The sequence below is a fragment of the Pseudomonas fluorescens genome, from assembly GCF_900215245.1.
Lineage (GTDB): Bacteria > Pseudomonadota > Gammaproteobacteria > Pseudomonadales > Pseudomonadaceae > Aquipseudomonas > Aquipseudomonas fluorescens.
Genome location: NZ_LT907842.1, coordinates 753,890 through 770,729, shown reverse-complemented (window position 1 = coordinate 770,729; position 16,840 = coordinate 753,890). Strand labels below are relative to the sequence as shown.

18 protein-coding genes are annotated in these 16,840 nt (G+C 59.4%); 11 read left to right on the top strand and 7 right to left on the bottom strand.

Annotated elements, in window-relative coordinates; genetic code table 11:
- Positions 1 to 57 precede the first annotated feature (57 nt).
- On the bottom strand, positions 58 to 1,233 hold the full coding sequence (locus tag CPH89_RS03630; protein ID WP_053257693.1) for an aminotransferase class V-fold PLP-dependent enzyme: 1,176 nt from the start codon (positions 1,231 to 1,233) through the stop codon (positions 58 to 60).
- A gap of 11 nt (positions 1,234 to 1,244) precedes the next feature.
- Entirely contained in the window at positions 1,245 to 1,481 is a 237-nt protein-coding gene (locus CPH89_RS03625; RefSeq protein WP_017139191.1) for a DUF3820 family protein, read from the bottom strand.
- 204 nt (positions 1,482 to 1,685) lie between these two features.
- On the opposite strand from CPH89_RS03625, the gene CPH89_RS03620 reads away from it, so the two are divergent.
- On the top strand, positions 1,686 to 2,153 hold the full coding sequence (locus CPH89_RS03620) for a ferritin-like domain-containing protein (RefSeq protein ID WP_053257692.1): 468 nt from the start codon (positions 1,686 to 1,688) through the stop codon (positions 2,151 to 2,153).
- Positions 2,154 to 2,290: 137 nt separating this feature from the next.
- On the opposite strand, the gene CPH89_RS03615 is transcribed toward CPH89_RS03620, so the two are convergent.
- Positions 2,291 to 2,761, bottom strand: coding sequence for a MaoC family dehydratase (locus CPH89_RS03615; RefSeq protein ID WP_024077080.1), 471 nt, complete (start codon positions 2,759 to 2,761; stop codon positions 2,291 to 2,293).
- 71 nt (positions 2,762 to 2,832) lie between these two features.
- The gene (locus CPH89_RS03610; RefSeq protein WP_053257691.1) at positions 2,833 to 3,777 is read right to left on the bottom strand and encodes an alpha/beta hydrolase; all 945 of its coding nucleotides are present in this window, start codon (positions 3,775 to 3,777) and stop codon (positions 2,833 to 2,835) included.
- 222 nt (positions 3,778 to 3,999) lie between these two features.
- Between CPH89_RS03610 and fadD2 the strand changes: the two genes are divergently transcribed.
- Positions 4,000 to 5,688, top strand: a complete 1,689-nt coding sequence (gene fadD2 / locus CPH89_RS03605; RefSeq protein WP_053257690.1) for a long-chain-fatty-acid--CoA ligase FadD2 — start codon at positions 4,000 to 4,002, stop codon at positions 5,686 to 5,688.
- 384 nt (positions 5,689 to 6,072) lie between these two features.
- Positions 6,073 to 7,764 carry a long-chain-fatty-acid--CoA ligase FadD1 gene (fadD1, locus tag CPH89_RS03600; RefSeq protein WP_053257689.1) on the top strand — a complete coding sequence of 564 codons (1,692 nt, stop codon included), beginning with the start codon at positions 6,073 to 6,075 and terminating at the stop codon, positions 7,762 to 7,764.
- Positions 7,765 to 7,868: 104 nt separating this feature from the next.
- On the opposite strand, the gene CPH89_RS03595 is transcribed toward fadD1, so the two are convergent.
- Positions 7,869 to 8,246, bottom strand: a complete 378-nt coding sequence (locus tag CPH89_RS03595; protein WP_053257688.1) for a hypothetical protein — start codon at positions 8,244 to 8,246, stop codon at positions 7,869 to 7,871.
- Positions 8,247 to 8,445: 199 nt separating this feature from the next.
- Between CPH89_RS03595 and CPH89_RS03590 the strand changes: the two genes are divergently transcribed.
- The 3 genes from CPH89_RS03590 (at position 8,446) to def (ending at position 10,305) form a co-directional block, all read left to right on the top strand.
- Complete coding sequence (locus CPH89_RS03590) at positions 8,446 to 8,631, top strand: CsbD family protein (RefSeq protein ID WP_053257687.1); 186 nt, start codon at positions 8,446 to 8,448, stop codon at positions 8,629 to 8,631.
- Between the two features lie 180 nt (positions 8,632 to 8,811).
- Positions 8,812 to 9,762, top strand: a complete 951-nt coding sequence (locus CPH89_RS03585) for a YihY/virulence factor BrkB family protein (RefSeq protein ID WP_053257686.1) — start codon at positions 8,812 to 8,814, stop codon at positions 9,760 to 9,762.
- A gap of 3 nt (positions 9,763 to 9,765) precedes the next feature.
- Complete coding sequence (def, locus tag CPH89_RS03580; RefSeq protein WP_053257685.1) at positions 9,766 to 10,305, top strand: peptide deformylase; 540 nt, start codon at positions 9,766 to 9,768, stop codon at positions 10,303 to 10,305.
- Between the two features lie 138 nt (positions 10,306 to 10,443).
- Here def and CPH89_RS03575 read toward each other — a convergent pair whose 3' ends face one another.
- Both CPH89_RS03575 and CPH89_RS03570 read right to left on the bottom strand, forming a co-directional pair.
- Complete coding sequence (locus tag CPH89_RS03575) at positions 10,444 to 11,262, bottom strand: class I SAM-dependent methyltransferase (protein ID WP_053257684.1); 819 nt, start codon at positions 11,260 to 11,262, stop codon at positions 10,444 to 10,446.
- 66 nt (positions 11,263 to 11,328) lie between these two features.
- Positions 11,329 to 11,760, bottom strand: coding sequence for a GNAT family N-acetyltransferase (locus CPH89_RS03570; RefSeq protein ID WP_053257683.1), 432 nt, complete (start codon positions 11,758 to 11,760; stop codon positions 11,329 to 11,331).
- Positions 11,761 to 12,061: 301 nt separating this feature from the next.
- Between CPH89_RS03570 and CPH89_RS03565 the strand changes: the two genes are divergently transcribed.
- The 5 genes from CPH89_RS03565 to CPH89_RS03545 all read left to right on the top strand — a co-directional run bounded on the left by CPH89_RS03565 (position 12,062) and on the right by CPH89_RS03545 (position 16,411).
- A complete protein-coding gene (locus tag CPH89_RS03565) occupies positions 12,062 to 12,991 on the top strand; it encodes a fatty acid desaturase (protein WP_053257682.1) in 930 nt (309 codons plus the stop codon).
- A gap of 9 nt (positions 12,992 to 13,000) precedes the next feature.
- Complete coding sequence (locus CPH89_RS03560; protein WP_053257681.1) at positions 13,001 to 13,792, top strand: phosphate/phosphite/phosphonate ABC transporter substrate-binding protein; 792 nt, start codon at positions 13,001 to 13,003, stop codon at positions 13,790 to 13,792.
- 108 nt (positions 13,793 to 13,900) lie between these two features.
- Positions 13,901 to 14,410: a sigma-70 family RNA polymerase sigma factor gene (locus CPH89_RS03555; RefSeq protein ID WP_053257680.1), complete on the top strand. Its 510-nt coding sequence runs from the start codon at positions 13,901 to 13,903 to the stop codon at positions 14,408 to 14,410.
- Between the two features lie 61 nt (positions 14,411 to 14,471).
- On the top strand, positions 14,472 to 15,485 hold the full coding sequence (locus CPH89_RS03550) for an ABC transporter substrate-binding protein (protein WP_053257679.1): 1,014 nt from the start codon (positions 14,472 to 14,474) through the stop codon (positions 15,483 to 15,485).
- Entirely contained in the window at positions 15,485 to 16,411 is a 927-nt protein-coding gene (locus CPH89_RS03545; protein WP_053257678.1) for an aliphatic sulfonate ABC transporter substrate-binding protein, read from the top strand. The genes CPH89_RS03550 and CPH89_RS03545 overlap by 1 nt, the downstream gene beginning before the upstream one ends.
- The last annotated feature ends 429 nt before the right edge of the window (positions 16,412 to 16,840 follow it).

Sequence of the window (16,840 nt, the reverse complement as noted above, 5' to 3'; positions counted from 1 at the left end):
ACTGACACACCGTATTCGCGAGCAAGCCCGCTCCCACACAAGCCCGCTCCCACATTTTTAATCCGCGTTTAGTTCAGTGATCGCTTTGACCAGTACACCGATATCCGCCGCCGACGTCACCAACCCCGGCGTCACTCGAATACACGTGCCAAACGCTGCCCCGACACGGGTAGTGGTGAACAGGTCATACTCCTTGAGCAACCGTTGCGCCATCGCCGCTTGATCCCGCCCCGTAAACTTGAAGGCCGTGATCCCGCAATACAGCCGTGGATCGTCCGGCGTCAGCACTTCAATCCCCGGCAGCTGCCGTACCTGGCTAACCCATAAGTCGCGCAGGTAATTGACCCGCGCCCCCTTGGCCGCCGAGCCGCCCAGTGCGCGATGCTCTTCGAGCACCAGCGGCAAGGTCATCAATGCCGGAAAGTTCGGCGTGCTGTAGGGCGTGCGTGCGCGCACGTCAGTGGCGGGGTAGTGGAACTCGCCCATGTCCGGGTCGATATCGGCCAGGCGTTCCGGGGCTATATAGAGGAAGCCAAGCGTCAACGGCGCGCCGATCCATTTGTGCAGGTTGAAGCCGGCAAACTGAATGCCGAGCGCCGCCAGGTTGAACTCGATCTGGCCCAACGCGTGGGCGCCATCAAGGATGACGTCGATGCCATGCTCGCGCGCGGCCCTGGCAATGGCCTCGACGGGCATCACCAGGCCGGTGCGGTGGGTGACATGGGTCAATGCCATCATCTTCAGGCGCGGGTACTGCGCGAACGTCTCACGATAAGTCTGCAACAGGCTGTCGAAACTTGCCGGGTGGGTGTGGGAGATTTCGATCACCTCGACACCCCGATAACCGGCCAGCCAGCGCATGGCGCCTTTGACTGTGTCGTACTCCAGGTCGCTGATCAGCACCTGGTCGCCCGGTTTCAGGCCGTTGTAGTTGCGGATCAGTGACTGCAAGGCTTCGGTGGCATTGCGGGTGAACGCAATCGCCTCCGGGGCGGCCTCAATCAGCCCGGCCAGTTGGCGAAGGATATCGACGTTTTGACCTTGCTCGAACCGCTGGCGCACATACAACGAGTTGCTGCGGTTGATAAATGCAACGTGCTCCAGGTACTGCGCTTGGACCGCGCGGCTCATGCGCCCGAAGTAGCCATTCTCCAGATTGATCGGGCCAGGTTCCAACACATAGCGCTCGGCAATGGCCTGCCAGTGACGTTCGTTATCGGCATTCCGTGGCATGGCGTGGGCTCTTAATGGCGAGGGGCGGGTTTACCGTGTTTTACGCGTAGAGGTTCCAATAATTCGGACAGGCCGTTGTGATCGATTTCCTGCATCAAGGCCAGCAAACCGCCCAGCTCGCCGTGGGGGAAACCTTCACGGGCAAACCAGTTCAGGTAGGGGCCGGGCAGGTCGGCGATGATCCGTCCCTTGTATTTGCCGAAGGGCATTTCTCGGGTGATCAGCAGTTCGAGTTTTTCGGGGTTCATGGGCTTCAGTGTTTGAGTCGAGACCTTGGAAAATACAGGCATTCTGCATGAAGGCCAAATGACAGATCATGCAAATAACGTACATACAGATGGTTCATTAATTTTTAAGTTATTGAAAAATAAAGAAAAATACTTTTTCAAAAACTTGGCACGGGCGCTGCAATTACTAAGACACCTTTCTTAACCCGCACAAGGAATTGAAAAATGACTGACATCAATAAAGAATCGATCTCCGTACTGAACGACCTGATCGAGACCAGCAAAGACGGCCAGAAAGGCTTCGCTACCTGTGCTGAAGACATCAAGCACCCAGAGCTTAAAGCCCTGTTCGTCAAGCGCTCCACCGACTGCGCCACCGCTGCCGCCGAATTGCAAACCGCTGTGAAAGCCCTGGGCGGCGACCCGGAAAATTCCGGTTCGGTTGCCGGCGCCTTGCACCGTGGCTGGGTTGACGTGAAGTCCCTGGTGACCGGTAAAGATGAAGAGGCTGTCCTGAACGAAGCCGAGCGCGGTGAAGACCACGCACTGAAGGCTTACAAGGAAGCGATCGAGAAGATCAACAAGCACAACCTGCTGGGTATTCGTGACCTGGTTGAGCGTCAGTTCCACGGCGCACAACGCAACCACGACCAGGTGAAAGCCCTGCGTAACCAGGCTCGCGCTCAGTCGTAAGGCCTGCTGTGTAACAAATGTGGGAGCGGGCTTGCCCGCGAAGACGGTGGGTCAGTCAACCTCTCAGGTGACTGACCCACCGCTTTCGCGAGCAAGCCCGCTCCCACATGTGCTTGGTATTAACCTTGACGCTGCAATCAGCCGATGCTGATCGGCGGCAGCTCGGTCAGGGTCACGACCTGCTGCTTGCGTGGCGCGAGGATTTCCGCCTCGCCATCGACCACCAGCTCATCGCGCTGGTTGAAGACACGGGTGGCAATGCGGACGCGAAATTTTGGCAGCTTTTCGAGGATTTCCAGACGCACGGTCAGGGTGTCGCCGATTTTTACCGGCTTCTGGAAGGTCATCTGCTGGCCGATATAGATGGTGCCCGGCCCAGGCAACTCGCAGGCAACGGCCGCGCTGATCAGGGCGCCGCTGAACATGCCGTGGGCGATACGCTCCTTGAACATGGTCGCCTTGGCGTACTCGGCATCCAGGTGCACGGGGTTATGGTCACCGGACATGGCGGCGAACAGCTGGATGTCGCGCTCCTCGACGGTCTTGCTGTAACTGGCGGTCTGGCCAACTTCGAGGGCTTCGTACGGGGTGTTGGTAACCTGAGTCATCTAAAGGTACATCCTGTGGCTAATCGGTAATTAAATTGGCTGATGATAAGTGTTTGACTTTATACGGAAAATTATTCGCAGCGGGTCGGGCTGTGCAGCGCCAGCGTCTGGTCTAGCCACGTCAGTACATCCGCAGTGACTTCATCGCGGTTGGTTTCATTGAACACTTCATGGCGTGCCTGCGGATAAATATTCAGTTGCAGGTTCTGGCAGCCGGCTTCGCGCAATGCGTGGGCCAGGTTTTTGAGACGCTTGCCTTCACTCACCGGATCACATTCTCCGCCCAACACCAGGATCGGCAGGCCCGGGACGATCTGTTCGAGATTGGACGCTTTGCTGATTTGCTGCAAGCCGCCCAGCAAGTCGATCCACAGCTGGTTGGTGCAGCGGAATCCACACAGCGGGTCGTTGATGTATTTATCGACTTCATTCGGGTCGCGGCTGAGCCAATCAAACGCCGTGCGGTTGGGCTTGAACGCTTTGTTGAACGAGCCGAATGACAGGAACTCGATCAGTGCACTGCGCCCACGCAAGCCTTGGCGTGCGCGTTCGAGGCGGGCGATCACGGCGGCCGCGCGGTACAGCGCCACCGGCTGGAAATTCGAACCGCTGAGAATCACGCCCTTCAAGCTGGCGCTGTGATGCACCAGGTAGGCCTGGGCGATATAGCTGCCCATGCTGTGCCCCAGCAGCATGATCGGCAGCCCCGGATGCTGTTGGCCAATGTGCTGGTTCAGGCTGGCAAGGTCGCCGACCACCTTGTTCCACCCATCCTTCTCGGCGTAGAGGCCCAGCGTGCCCTCATCGGCGGTGCGGCCATGGCCGCGCTGGTCCAGCGCATACACGCCATAGCCGGCGGCGCACAACGCGTCGGCCAGGCGCGCATAACGCCCGCTGTGCTCGGCCATGCCGTGGGACAGCATGATCATGGCCTTGGCCGGGCCTTCCGGCAGCCATTGATTGACGTACAGGCGGCTGCGGTCATTCGCGGTCAGCCAGAAGGTGCGGTGGTTCATGGCGCTTCCTTTGCTCGAGGTCGTTGCAGTGTATAGCTCATCCCCAGGCGTGCGTTTGATCTGTGCAGGCCCTTGTACGAAGATTCACGCAATTGATGACGCTGTTTCCTGTATTTGCCTGATTGGCCATAGCTGCTACCGTCCTCAAAGCTCCGCTTTTTATCGCAGCCGGTTTTTTACAGCTGCAGCGGCCGGACACACTCAGGTAAGAGGACAAGAATAATGCAACCTGATTTCTGGAATGACAAACGCGCGGCGGGCGTTCCCCATGACATCGACCTCACCACCTACAAGTCGGTGATCGAAGTCTTCGAGCGTTCCTGCAAGGCTTTTGCCGACCGTCCGGCATTCAGCAACATGGGCATCACCCTGACTTACGCCGAGCTTGAGCGCCAAAGTGCGGCGTTCGCCAGCTACCTGCAACAGCACACCGACCTCAAGCCTGGCGAGCGCATAGCGGTGCAGATGCCCAACGTGCTGCATTACCCGATTGCGGTGTTTGGCGCGTTGCGTGCCGGGCTCATCGTGGTCAACACCAACCCTCTGTACACTCCGCGTGAGATGCGCCACCAGTTCAAGGACGCCGGTATTCGTGCGCTGGTCTACCTCAACCTGTTCGGTTCGCGCGTGCAGGAAGTGTGCGCCGATACCGAGATCGACTACCTCATCGAAGCCAAGATGGGCGACTTCATGCCGGCGGCCAAGGGCTGGCTGATCAACACCGTGGTCGACAAAGTCAAGAAAATGGTCCCGGCCTACCACCTGCCACGGGCGGTATCGTTCAAGCGCGCGCTGCGCATGGGCGCAGGGCAGGGCCTGATTCGGCATCCGGTGACCCTGGATGACATCGCTGTGCTGCAATACACCGGCGGCACCACCGGCCTGGCCAAGGGCGCGATGCTCACCCATGGCAACCTGGTCGCCAATATGCAGCAGGCGCGGGCGTGCATGTCCCAACTCACCGACGACGGCCAGCCGCTGGTGAAAGAAGGCCAGGAGGTGATGATCGCGCCGCTGCCGCTGTACCACATCTATGCATTCACGGCGAACTGCATGTGCATGATGGTGACTGGCAACCACAACGTGCTGATCACCAACCCGCGGGACATCGGCGGCTTCATCAAGGAACTGAAAAAGTGGCGGTTCTCCTGCCTGTTGGGGCTGAACACGTTGTTTGTGGCGCTCATGGACCACCCGGATTTCAAGACCCTGGATTTTTCCCGTCTCAAGATCACCAACTCCGGCGGCACGGCACTGGTCAAGGCCACGGCCGAGCGTTGGAAAGCGTTGACTGGTTGTTCCATCGGCGAAGGCTACGGCCTGACCGAAACCTCCCCGGTGGCCAGCACCAACCCCTATGGCAGCCAGTCGCGCCTGGGGACCGTGGGTGTGCCGGTGCCGGGCACGGCGATGAAAGTTATCGACGACGAAGGGCGCGAGCTGCCGTTCGGTGAGCGCGGCGAGCTGTGCATCAAGGGGCCGCAGGTGATGAAGGGCTACTGGCAGCAACCGGTGGCCACCGCCGAGACACTCGACGCCGAGGGCTGGCTGAAAACCGGTGACATCGCGGTAATCGATGCCGATGGGTTCGTGAGCATTGTTGATCGCAAGAAAGACCTGATCATCGTCTCGGGCTTTAACGTGTACCCCAACGAGATCGAAGACGTGGTGATGGCCCACCCGGCGGTAGCCAACTGCGCTGTGATCGGCGTACCGGATGATCGCACCGGGGAGGCGGTGAAACTGTTTGTGGTGGCGCGTGCGCAGGGCGTGAGCCTTGAAGAGCTGAAGGCGTACTGCAAGACCAATTTCACCGGGTACAAGGTGCCCAAGCATATTGTGTTGCGCGAGTCGTTGCCGATGACGCCGGTGGGCAAGATCCTGCGGCGGGAGCTGCGCGACATCGCTTGATATGAAGTGCGTTTAAAAAGTGTGGGAGCGGGCTTGCTCGCGAATGCGGTGTATCAGTCACCAGATGTATCGACTGAAGCACCGCATTCGCGAGCAAGCCCGCTCCCACATTGGTATTTATTGTGCTGGAAGGCCCATTCCAGAGCGCTATCCAGGCTTATAGAATCTTTGCTCTAAAAATGACCATTAGATATTCTTGAGTCATGTTTATGACTGTAGGGCCCTCTTTTGGCTCTAGTCGGCCTCTGGCAAAGCTGCTACTCTCGGCGCGCTTTGTGACTTCTCGGCCTGCTTGAAAGCGCCAGACTCACCTAAAAAAACATACACCAATAATAATCGCATCAAATGCGATGATGAATTCGCGTCGCTGAGGAGTGGGCTTCCATGAACGAAGACTTTTGGAAGGATAAGTACCCCGCCGGGATTGCTGCAGACATCAATCCAGACGAGTATCAAAATATTCAGGCGGTACTTAAACAGTCCTGCCAGCGCTTCGCCAACAAACCGGCTTTCAGCAACCTGGGCAAGACACTCACCTACGGTGAACTGTACGAATTGTCCGGCGCTTTCGCCGCCTACCTGCAACAGCATACCGACTTGAAGCCTGGCGATCGAATCGCCGTGCAACTGCCCAATGTCCTGCAATACCCGGTCGCCGTGTTCGGCGCCATTCGTGCGGGCCTGATCGTGGTCAACACCAACCCGCTGTACACCGCGCGGGAAATGGAACACCAATTCAATGATTCCGGAGCCAAGGCTCTGGTTTGCCTGGCCAACATGGCGCACCTGGCTGAAAAAGTCGTGCCCAAGACCGCCGTCAAGCACGTGATCGTCACCGAAGTCGCTGACCTGCTGTCGCCGTTCAAGCGCCTGCTGATCAACAGCGTCATCAAGTACGTGAAAAAAATGGTCCCGGCCTATCACTTGCCCAAGGCGGTCAAGTTCAACGACGTGCTGGCCAAGGGGCACGGCCAACCGGTCAATGATGCCAGCCCGGCCAGCGGCGATGTTGCCGTGCTGCAATACACCGGCGGCACCACCGGCGTGGCCAAGGGCGCGATGCTCACCCACCGCAACCTGGTTGCCAACATGCTGCAGTGCAAGGCGCTGATGGGCTCCAACCTCAATGAAGGTTGCGAGATCCTGATCACGCCGCTGCCGCTTTACCACATCTATGCCTTCACCTTTCATTGCATGGCGATGATGCTGATCGGCAACCACAACATCCTGATCAGCAACCCGCGCGACCTGCCGGCGATGGTCAAGGAACTGTCGAAGTGGAAGTTCAGCGGCTTTGTCGGCCTGAACACGCTGTTTGTGGCGCTGTGCAACAACGAAGCGTTCCGCAAGCTGGATTTCTCCGCGCTCAAAGTCACCCTGTCCGGCGGCATGGCCTTGCAACTGGCGGCTGCTGAACGTTGGAAGGACGTGACCGGCTGCAATATTTGCGAAGGTTACGGCATGACCGAAACCAGCCCGGTGGCGACGGTCAACCCGATCCAGAACATCCAGATCGGCACCATCGGCATTCCGGTGCCGTCTACTGTGTGCAAAGTCATTACCGATGACGGCGTTGAACTGGCCCTGGGCGAAATCGGCGAGCTGTGCGTCAAAGGCCCGCAGGTGATGAAAGGCTACTGGCAGCGCGAAGACGCTACCGCCGAGATCCTCGACAGCGAAGGCTGGTTGAAGACCGGCGACATCGCGATTATCCAGCCGGACGGCTACATGCGCATTGTCGATCGCAAGAAAGACATGATTCTGGTCTCCGGTTTCAACGTTTATCCGAACGAGCTGGAAGACGTGCTGGCGACCCTGCCGGGCGTGCTGCAGTGCGCGGCCATTGGCGTGCCGGACGAGAAATCCGGGGAGCACATCAAGATCTTCATCGTGGTCAAGCCAGGGGCTACCCTGACCAAGGACCAGGTGATGGAACATATGCGCGCCAATGTCACCGGCTACAAGGTGCCCAAGGCCGTTGAGTTCCGTGATGCGTTGCCGACCACCAACGTGGGCAAGATCCTGCGCCGTGAGTTGCGCGATGAAGAGCTGAAGAAGCTGGGCCTGAAAAAGTAACCGAATAAAAAACCCCGCCATGCGGGGTTTTTTAATGCCTGGGTTGGGATGCGATCCACGGTGGGAGCAGGCTTGCCAGCGCCCACCGTAATTGACCGAGTGTGCTACACGGCAAACTGCGCGAAGCTCACGCCCGCACCGGCCGGGCGCACGTCTTTGAGGAACGAATCCTTGTCGGCGCTCAGCTCCAGGGTGATCTCCGGCTTGCGCTTGTTCGCATTGCGCACCACCAGCCCTTCGAGCTTTTCACGCAGGAACGCCGTCGGCACCTTCAAGTGCAGCAACTGGTCAGTCTCGGCGTTGTGCATCAACAGGTGAATCCACTCGTACTGCCCCACACCAATACGCACCACCGGCAGGTCGAACCACCAGATGTTGCGTTTGCTGTCCAGGTCAGTGAAGTGGCAGTTGTTGACGCCGAGTACGGCACCGCCCAGTTCCTGGTTTCTGCGGGCGATGGCCTGTGCTTTATTGAGTTTCATAACCTTCCTACGGGATCTGTTATTCAGCGTTATAGCCTGAATGTGCCGGGCATTCTCGTGGGTTGGCGGCAAAACATAAAGCCAAACCTGTCGCCGGCGATGAAATGCGCGCTGAAAATAATTGAAACTCTGCCGAATGGCCTTGGGTCAATCTTTAGGTAGTGACCAAAACCCTTGATTGTTCTTTCGGAGAAATACCATGAGCAGCACATCGGATAAGGCAAAAGGTTTGAAAGACGAACTCGTCGGCAACATCAAGCAAGGTGTGGGCAAGGTTACCGGCAACGACAAACTCCGCGCCGAAGGTGTCGTGCAGGAGAAGAAAGGTCAGGTCGAAAAAGCCGTCGGCGACACCAAAGATGCGGTAAAAAAAGCCGTCAAGTAACACTGAATCGCCGGCTGGATTCATGCAGCCCGACGGCCATCCACGGATGGCCGTTTTTGTGTAAAGCGTGCAACTAAAGTTTGGAAATTGTTTCAAAGTCGCCAAATGGTCTACTTTGATGTAGAAAACGGCCCCTGAGTCGCCCACGACCTCACCCTTTATGCGGCGAAAGGAGACGCTATGATTTTTCCGGTACTCGACGGCCTCAAGCTCCACAAAGTGTTGGTGCGCACCGTCAAGGAATTCGTCGATGACGAAATGCCTACCTACGCCTCGGCACTGGCCTACCAGATGCTGTTCTCGCTGTTTCCCTTCTTGTTGTTCCTTATCGCCCTGATTGGTTTCCTGCACCTGCCGGACTTCTTCACCTGGCTGCGTATGCAGTCGGAGCTGGTGCTGCCGCCCCAGGCGCTGGAACAGGTCAACCCGGTGATCGACCAGTTGCAGCAATCCAAGGGTGGCTTGCTGTCCGTGGGTATCGTGATCGCCTTGTGGACCGCGTCGGCGGGTGTGCGGTTGATGATGAGCGCGATGAACGCCGCCTACGATGTGGTCGAAGGTCGGCCGATCTGGAAGCGTTTCCCGCTGTCGATTTTCTACACCGTCGGCATCGCCGGCATGTTGCTGGCCGCCGCCGCGCTGATGGTGCTTGGCCCGCAGGTGATGGAGTGGCTCGCCGGGCAGATCGGCATGCAGGAATTCGTGGTGACGCTGTGGACCATCCTGCGCTGGCCGCTGATCGTGATTTTGCTGATGTTCGCGGTGGCCCTCATGTACTACGTGATGCCTGACGTGCAGCAGAAATTCCGCTTCATCACCCCCGGCTCGGTGCTGGCCGTGGTGGTGTGGATTATTGCCTCCCTGGGGTTTGGCTATTACGTCAAAACCTTTGCCGACTACAACGCCATGTATGGCAGCATCGGTGCGATTATTGTCCTGCTGCTGTACTTCTATATTTCCGCCGCCGTGCTGTTGCTCGGGGCCGAGATGAATGCCGTGATCGAACACATGTCCGCCGAAGGCAAGGACCCAGGCGAAAAGGATTTTGATGAAAGCACGCACACGGATGAAAAACAGCACGTCTCAGGCCTCGGCCGGGACCACTCCAAGCCCACTACCGACGAAGTCTGATCGATGATCCGTGAAATCCTGAAAATGGGCGACGAACGCCTGCTGCGTATCGCCCCACCGGTTCCGCCGGAAATGTTTGACAGCCCCGAGCTGTGGCAATTGATTGATGACATGTTCCAGACCATGGAGCACGTCGGCGGTGTCGGCCTTGCGGCCCCGCAGATCGGCGTTGATCTGCAACTGGTGATCTTTGGTTTTGAGGCCAGTGAACGCTACCCGGACGCGCCACCGGTGCCGCAGACCATCTTGATCAACCCGTTGATTACGCCGCTCAGTCCCGTGCTGGAAGAGGGGTTTGAAGGTTGCCTGTCCGTGCCCGGTCTACGTGGCGCGGTGGACCGTTACCAGCAGATCCGCTACGAAGGTTTCGACCCCAAGGGCTTGCCCATCGTGCGCGTCGCCGAGGGCTTCCACGCGCGGGTGGTGCAGCATGAATGTGACCACCTGATCGGCCGGTTGTACCCGTCGCGGATTACCGACTTCAGCAAATTCGGATACATCGAAGTGATGTTTCCGGAGATGGACCCGAATGCCGACGAGTAACGCGCAGCCACACTGAGACCGAAAATGTGGGAGCGGGCTTGCTCGCGAAAGCGGTGTATCAGTCACCGAATACATTGACTGACACTCCGCCTTCGCGAGCAAGCCCGCTCCCACCTTGGGATATTATTTCAGGCCGAACTATTTGGCGGGTTTAACAAACCGCAACGTCATCCGATCCGACTCTCCAATCGCCACGTACCTGGCCTTGTCCTGCTCGCCCAACTTCAACGTTGGCGGCAACGTCCAGACGCCACCCGGATAATCCTTGGTGTCCTTGGGGTTGGCATTCACCTCACTCTGCCCAGCCAGCTTGAACCCGGCATCGGTCGCCAGTTTCACCACTTGGGCTGTGGTCAGGTAACCACTGTCCTTGATCGCTTCCAGGTTCGCACCGTCTTTGGCCCGGTGATCTTCCACACCCAGCACGCCGCCCGGTTTGAGCACCGAGTAAAACGCACTGAATGTAGCGCCTGCGGTATCGGCCGCCACCCAGTTATGCACGTTGCGGAAGGTCAGCACGGCATCGGCCGAAGCGGGTGTACCAAACACCGGCGCCTTGGGGTCGAACTCCACCACGTGGGCCTTGGCATAGCGCGTCGGGTCGGCGGCGAATTTCTTTTTCAGGTTGTCTTCGGAGGTGCGCGCATAGGCGCTGCTGCTCGCTGCCTGCACGGCGGCGATGTAATGCCCGTGGTCTTTGAGCAGCGGCGCCAGCACTTCGCTGTACCAGCCGGCACCGGGGGTGATTTCGATCACCGTCTGCTTGGCGTCCAAGCCGAAGAACGCCAGGGTTTGCTGCGGGTGGCGATAGCCGTCGCGTGCGCTGTTGGCCGGGTCGCGCCAACTGCCGGCCAGCACACTGGCGTACTGCTCAGCGGTAATCGGCGCATCCGCGGCGTGGCTGAAGGTTGGCGCGAGGAGGGCGGTGAGGGACAGCGCTGCAAGTGTCGTTTTCATGATCATCCTGTAAGGGGCCACTGTGCCATCGAGGCTAGCATGGGCTCCGGACCGGCTGATCACACATTATCCGCGGTCGACCTTTGCGTTGGTTATAAGCCCCATGGCGATCATTGGCTTGTTACGTTTGTAGCGCACCCACCGCTCGCTGAGGGATTGCGGCAGCCGCGTATCCTGGGTGAACCCCATGCGCTGATACACACCTTCCAGGTCGGGATGGCACAGCAGCCAGACGGTCCCCGCCACGTCGTCCACCGCCTGCAAAATCAAACGCGCGGCCAGCCCCTGGCCGCGATAAGCCGGGTCGACAAACACCCCGGTCAGCCACTGCCCTCCCACCACGGGGGAGAGGCACAACCCGGCCACAATCTCGCCGTCGCGCGCTACCCATAAGCGCCCACCCTTCATGGCCTTCATCGACGAATCATGGCTGCGGTAAAACTTGTTCAGCAGCGGCCACAGCGGCTCTGCCAGGGGTTCGATGTGCAGTTCAGGCATGGTGTTTGGGCAACATAATCAAGGGCTGGGGATTATAAGCGCCTTCTGCCGGGCAATAGGTGGTATACCCAGTGTTACATCCCCCGTAAGTGGAGCATGCATCATGGCCAAAGGTATGGATTCAAAGAAAGCCGCGAAGAAGAAACCGGCAAAAACCGCCGATGAAAAACGCGCTGACAAGAAAGCCAAAAAGTCCGATACAGGCCTGTTCGGTCACTGAGTTACACGCTTAGAACCAAACGATCTGCAAGATTTGCGCGCCTCAATGCACAGAGCAGGAAACACCTGCTCTGAGCTGCCGATGGCCTACTACCTTGATCTAACCCAACGCCGGGAAATCGAAGCCCTGGCACGCGGTTTTACCGCAACGACCGAATGGCCGACCTGGCTACTGTTGATCGGTGTGTATAGCGGCTGGTTCGCCGTGATACTCGGCAGCGATTGGCTCGGCCTGTGGCTGAGCACCCTGTTGCTGATTCCTCTGGTGACGCTATGGCTGTCGGTGCAGCACGAGCTGCTCCACGGCCATCCCACCCGTTCCCTGCTGGTGAACAAACTGCTCGGCTACGCGCCCTTTGCCGTGTGGTATCCCTATACGCTGTATCGCAACAGCCATCTGCTCCACCACAACGATCAAGACCTGACCCTGCCGGGCATCGATCCGGAAAGCCGCTATCTCACTCAACAACAATGGGACGCCAGCTCATTGTTTGAACGTGGCGTGCATTGGCTGACCAAAACCGTGCTCGGCCGTTGCGTGTTGGCCGCGCCGCTGGCGATTGGCCGATTGGCGCGCCATGAGTTCCAGCGCCTGGCGCAGGTATGGCCGATGTGGCTGGCCCACGGCGCCGTGACGGCATTGATGCTGAGCTTTATCGCCCACCACAGCGCTCTGCCGGTGTGGCACTACCTGCTGCTGGTCAGTGTGCCGGCCTTGTCCCTGGCGTCGATCCGTTCCTACTATGAACACCGCCCGCACCCGCAGCCGGAACAGCGCACCGTGCTCAACGAAGCGGCGTGGCCGTGGACGTGGCTGTTCCTCAATAACAACCTGCACCTGGTGCACCACGACTTGCCGAAATTGCCCTGGTACTTGCTGCCCACGGTCTACCGCGCCCGCCGTGAACAATGGGTGGCTCGCAGCGGCGGCTTTCTGCTGCAGGGTTACGGCCAACTGATCAGCCGCCACGGCCTCAAGGCCATCGACAGCCCCCGGCACCCTTTTGCTTGAGAGACGACCATGAGTGACCACTACGCCGAGCTGCTGATGTACGTCGCGCCAGAGGCGGTGCAGCACGCCAACCAGCGCTGGCTGACCCGCCTCTTCGAGCGCCTGCAGCTGACCCGCCGCAACGCCGACCACCTTGACCTGCCCAGCCTGTGGCGGGCCCCCGAGCTGCTCGTCACGCAAACGTGCGGCTACCCGCTGATGACTCAACTACGCGGCCAGGTGCGTGTGATCGGTCGCCCGCACTATGCGCTGGCTCACAGCAGCAATGGCGAGCATTGCAGCCTGCTGCTGACCCGCAACGACAACCCGCGCACCCAGCTGGCCGACTTCTACAACAGCCGCGGCGTGCTCAACGGCCACGACTCCAACAGTGGCATGAACCTGCTGCGCGAACGCCTGGCGCCGTTGCAACGCGACGGCCATTTCTTCGCCAGCGTCGGCCTCAGCGGCGCTCACCGCGAAAGCCTGCGTTGGCTGCGCGAAGACCGCGCTGATCTTGCCGCCATCGACAGCGTCACCTACGACTACCTCGCCCGTTTCGCGCCGCAGGAAGTTGCCGGGCTGCGCATTGTCACCCACAGCGCGCCAAGCCCGACCTTGCCCTACATCGGGCCGTTGAGCCTGAGCGATCAGCAGGTCACGCGGATTCGTGAAGCGATGAACCTCGCGTTGCAGGAGTTACCCGATGTAGTCGAAACGCTGGGGATCCAGGCAGTCCTGCCGGCCAGTGAAGATCACTATCAGGTGCTGCTGGACTACCAGCAACGGGCCGCCAGCATCGGCTATTCAAAGCTTCAATAAGGTTATATAAAAATACCTTTTAAATATTATTAAAGAATAAGCAGCCTTGCTAGGATCGCTCCACCGGAACGCCGGACATAACGTGCAACCTACTTAGATGGAGCCACTATGTCCGGCGCCGACATTTCTCACAGCGATTACGTGGGCGGATTGTTCCGCAGTCATTACGACTGGCTGTGCAGCCGTTTGCAGCGTCACCTCGACTCCCGTGCTCACGCCGAAGACATCGCCGCTGACACCTTCACCCAGCTGCTGAGTGCGCCGGGCGTGCTGCCGATTCGACAGCCGCGCGCCTTGCTCACCACCATCGCCCAGCGCCTGATGTACCAAGTGTGGCGGCGCCGCGACCTGGAGCGCGCCTACCTCGACGCCCTGGCTAACGACGAAACGAGCACCGTGCCGTCGCCCGAAGACCTCGCGCAAAGACTCCAGGCCCTGCAAGCCGTTGACCAGTTGCTCGACGGCTTGCCGGCCAAGGTCAAGGCGACCTTCCTGCTGTCGCAACTCAATGGCCTGACCTACCCCGAGATCACCGCCGAACTGGGGATTTCCCAGCGCTCGGTCAGCGACTACATGGCCCGTGCGCTCAACCGTTGCCTGCGGCTGGGCCGGGAATGAACCGCCGCATTGATCGTACCCACGTTGAATATGTGTAAATCGAACCGCCAAGAGGCTACTCATGAGAACACTAAAAAACCTGCTCGGTGGCTCGCTACTGGCGCTCGCTGTGCTGACCTCGCCGACCCAGGCCGCCGAAGCGGTCAAACCGATCCACTTCGGCGACATCACTTGGGAAAGCGGCAGCCTGATCACCGAAGTGCTGCGCCTGATCGTCGAGAAAGGCTACGGCTTGCCCACCGACACGCTGCCCGGCAGCACCGTGAGCCTGGAAGCCGCGCTGGCCAAGGACGATATTCAGGTGATCGGCGAAGAGTGGGCCGGGCGCAGTCCGGCGTGGGTCAAGGCTGAAGCCGAAGGCAAAGTCTTCGGCCTGGGCGACACGGTCAAAGGCGCCACGGAAGGTTGGTGGGTGCCTGAATACGTAATCAAAGGTGATGCAGAACGCGGCATCAAACCCCTGGCGCCGGACCTCAAATCTGTGGCCGACCTGGCGCGCTACAAGGACGTGTTCCGCGACCCCGAAGACCCAAGCAAAGGCCGTTTCCTCAACAGCCCCACCGGCTGGACCTCGGAAATCGTCAACAGTCAGAAGCTCAAGGCCTATGGCCTGACCGACACCTTCGTTAACTTCCGCACCGGCTCCGGTGCGGCGCTGGATGCCGAAGTGGCCTCGTCGATCCGCCGTGGCAAACCGGTGTTGTTCTACTACTGGTCGCCGACCCCGCTGCTGGGGCGTTTCAAGTTGATCAAACTGGAAGAGCCGGCGTTCAACGCCGACGCCTGGAAAACCTTGGCCGACGCCAACAACCCGCACCCCATCGGCACCCGCTCGATGCCCGCGCACCTGGCGATTGGCGTGTCGGCGCCGTTCAAGGCGCAGTACCCGCAACTGGTCAGGTTCTTTGAAAAAGTCGACCTGCCGATCGACTTGCTCAACGGCATCCTCGCGCAGATGAGCGAGAAGCGTGAACAACCGCGCCAAGTCGCGCTGGCGTTCCTCAAAGAGCAGCCGCAAGTCTGGCAACAATGGGTGCCCGCGGATGTCGCGGCCAAGGTCAAGGGAGCGCTCTGATGCTGAAAGTCCTCGCTGCGGTCGTTCTCTCGCTGGTTGCCGGTCACGTGTTGGCAGCCGAACCCTCCACGTTGCGCATCGGCTACCAGAAAAGCTCGGTCAGCATGGTGCTGGCCCGTGAGCACACGTTGTTCGAAGAAGCGCTGCCCGGCACCCAGGTGCAGTGGATCGAATTCCTCGGCGGCCCGCCGCTGATCGAAGCGCTGAATGGCGGCAGCCTGGACATCGGCAATATCGGCGACATCCCGCCGATCTTCGCCCAGGCCGCCGGCATTGATTTGCAGTACTTTGCCGTCGAGCCGAACGACGGCAAGACCGAAGCGGTACTGGTGCCTAAAACCAGCCCGATTCAAAGCGTGGCCGAACTCAAGGGCAAGCGGGTGGCACTGCTCAAAGGTTCCAGCGCCCACAACCTGTTCCTCAAAAGCCTGCTGCGCGCCGGCTTGCAATGGAAGGATGTGAACGTGGTGTACCTGTCACCCTCAGACGGGCGTGCCGCGTTTGAGCAAGGCAAGGTCGACGCGTGGGTGGTGTGGGACCCGTACTACTCGGCCGCGGTAGTGGACGGTTCCGCCCGCGTATTGGGCGACGGCCAAGGCCTCAACCCGGCCGGCAGTTTCTTCGTGGTCAGCCGCCCGTTTGCCCAGCAACACCCGCAGGCCGTCGGGGCGATTATCAACACCCTGGCCAAGGCGCAGCGCCTGTCCCTGGACCAGCCCGAGCAAAGCATCGCGTTGATGGCCAAGACCCTGGGCCTGCCACCGGCCGTGGTCAAAAGCTACTTCGAGCACCGCTCGCCCGCACCGATCCGCTCACTGCAAGCCATCGACATCGCGAACCAGCAGCGCACCGCCGACCTGTTCTTCGCCAACGGCCTGATCCCGAAAAAAGTCGATGTGCAGCAGATTGTGCTCAAGGCCCCATAGCGTCTTGATCGACGCTAGCGGTATGAAACGCTTTCTCTAAAACCAAGCCGTTCAACTGTAGGAGCGGGCTTGCTCGCGAATGCGGTGTATCAGTCGAAACATTCGGTGGCTGACACTCCGCTTTCGCGAGCAAGCCCGCTCCCACCTGTCTATTTGCATTTCAGATCATGGATTCTCGGCAACCAACGCAGCAGCCTCGACGCTAGCGGTGTGAAACGCTTTCTCTAAAACAACGCCGTTCAACTGTGGGAGCGGGCTTGCTCGCGATAGCGGTGTATCAGTCGAAACATTCGGTGGCTGACACTCCGCTTTCGCGAGCAAGCCCGCTCCCACCTGTTTATTTGCATTTCAGATCATGGATTCTCGGCAGCCAACGCAGCAGCCTCGACGCTAGAGGTGTGAAACGCTTTCTCTAAAACAACGCCGTTC

Bases quoted from the DNA above. Each gene is read 5' to 3' on its own strand.
- fadD2 (WP_053257690.1), top strand. From the start codon at position 4,000: ATGCAACCTGATTTCTGGAATGACAAACGCGCGGCGGGCGTTCCCCAT.
- CPH89_RS03610 (WP_053257691.1), bottom strand. From the start codon at position 3,777: ATGAACCACCGCACCTTCTGGCTGACCGCGAATGACCGCAGCCGCCTG.
- CPH89_RS03575 (WP_053257684.1), bottom strand. From the start codon at position 11,262: ATGAAAACGACACTTGCAGCGCTGTCCCTCACCGCCCTCCTCGCGCCA.
- def (WP_053257685.1), top strand. From the start codon at position 9,766: ATGATCCGTGAAATCCTGAAAATGGGCGACGAACGCCTGCTGCGTATC.
- CPH89_RS03555 (WP_053257680.1), top strand. From the start codon at position 13,901: ATGTCCGGCGCCGACATTTCTCACAGCGATTACGTGGGCGGATTGTTC.
- CPH89_RS03595 (WP_053257688.1), bottom strand. From the start codon at position 8,246: ATGAAACTCAATAAAGCACAGGCCATCGCCCGCAGAAACCAGGAACTG.
- CPH89_RS03615 (WP_024077080.1), bottom strand. From the start codon at position 2,761: ATGACTCAGGTTACCAACACCCCGTACGAAGCCCTCGAAGTTGGCCAG.
- CPH89_RS03625 (WP_017139191.1), bottom strand. From the start codon at position 1,481: ATGAACCCCGAAAAACTCGAACTGCTGATCACCCGAGAAATGCCCTTC.
- CPH89_RS03570 (WP_053257683.1), bottom strand. From the start codon at position 11,760: ATGCCTGAACTGCACATCGAACCCCTGGCAGAGCCGCTGTGGCCGCTG.
- CPH89_RS03585 (WP_053257686.1), top strand. From the start codon at position 8,812: ATGATTTTTCCGGTACTCGACGGCCTCAAGCTCCACAAAGTGTTGGTG.
- CPH89_RS03630 (WP_053257693.1), bottom strand. From the start codon at position 1,233: ATGCCACGGAATGCCGATAACGAACGTCACTGGCAGGCCATTGCCGAG.
- CPH89_RS03560 (WP_053257681.1), top strand. From the start codon at position 13,001: ATGAGTGACCACTACGCCGAGCTGCTGATGTACGTCGCGCCAGAGGCG.
- CPH89_RS03565 (WP_053257682.1), top strand. From the start codon at position 12,062: ATGGCCTACTACCTTGATCTAACCCAACGCCGGGAAATCGAAGCCCTG.
- CPH89_RS03590 (WP_053257687.1), top strand. From the start codon at position 8,446: ATGAGCAGCACATCGGATAAGGCAAAAGGTTTGAAAGACGAACTCGTC.
- CPH89_RS03620 (WP_053257692.1), top strand. From the start codon at position 1,686: ATGACTGACATCAATAAAGAATCGATCTCCGTACTGAACGACCTGATC.
- CPH89_RS03550 (WP_053257679.1), top strand. From the start codon at position 14,472: ATGAGAACACTAAAAAACCTGCTCGGTGGCTCGCTACTGGCGCTCGCT.
- fadD1 (WP_053257689.1), top strand. From the start codon at position 6,073: ATGAACGAAGACTTTTGGAAGGATAAGTACCCCGCCGGGATTGCTGCA.
- CPH89_RS03545 (WP_053257678.1), top strand. From the start codon at position 15,485: ATGCTGAAAGTCCTCGCTGCGGTCGTTCTCTCGCTGGTTGCCGGTCAC.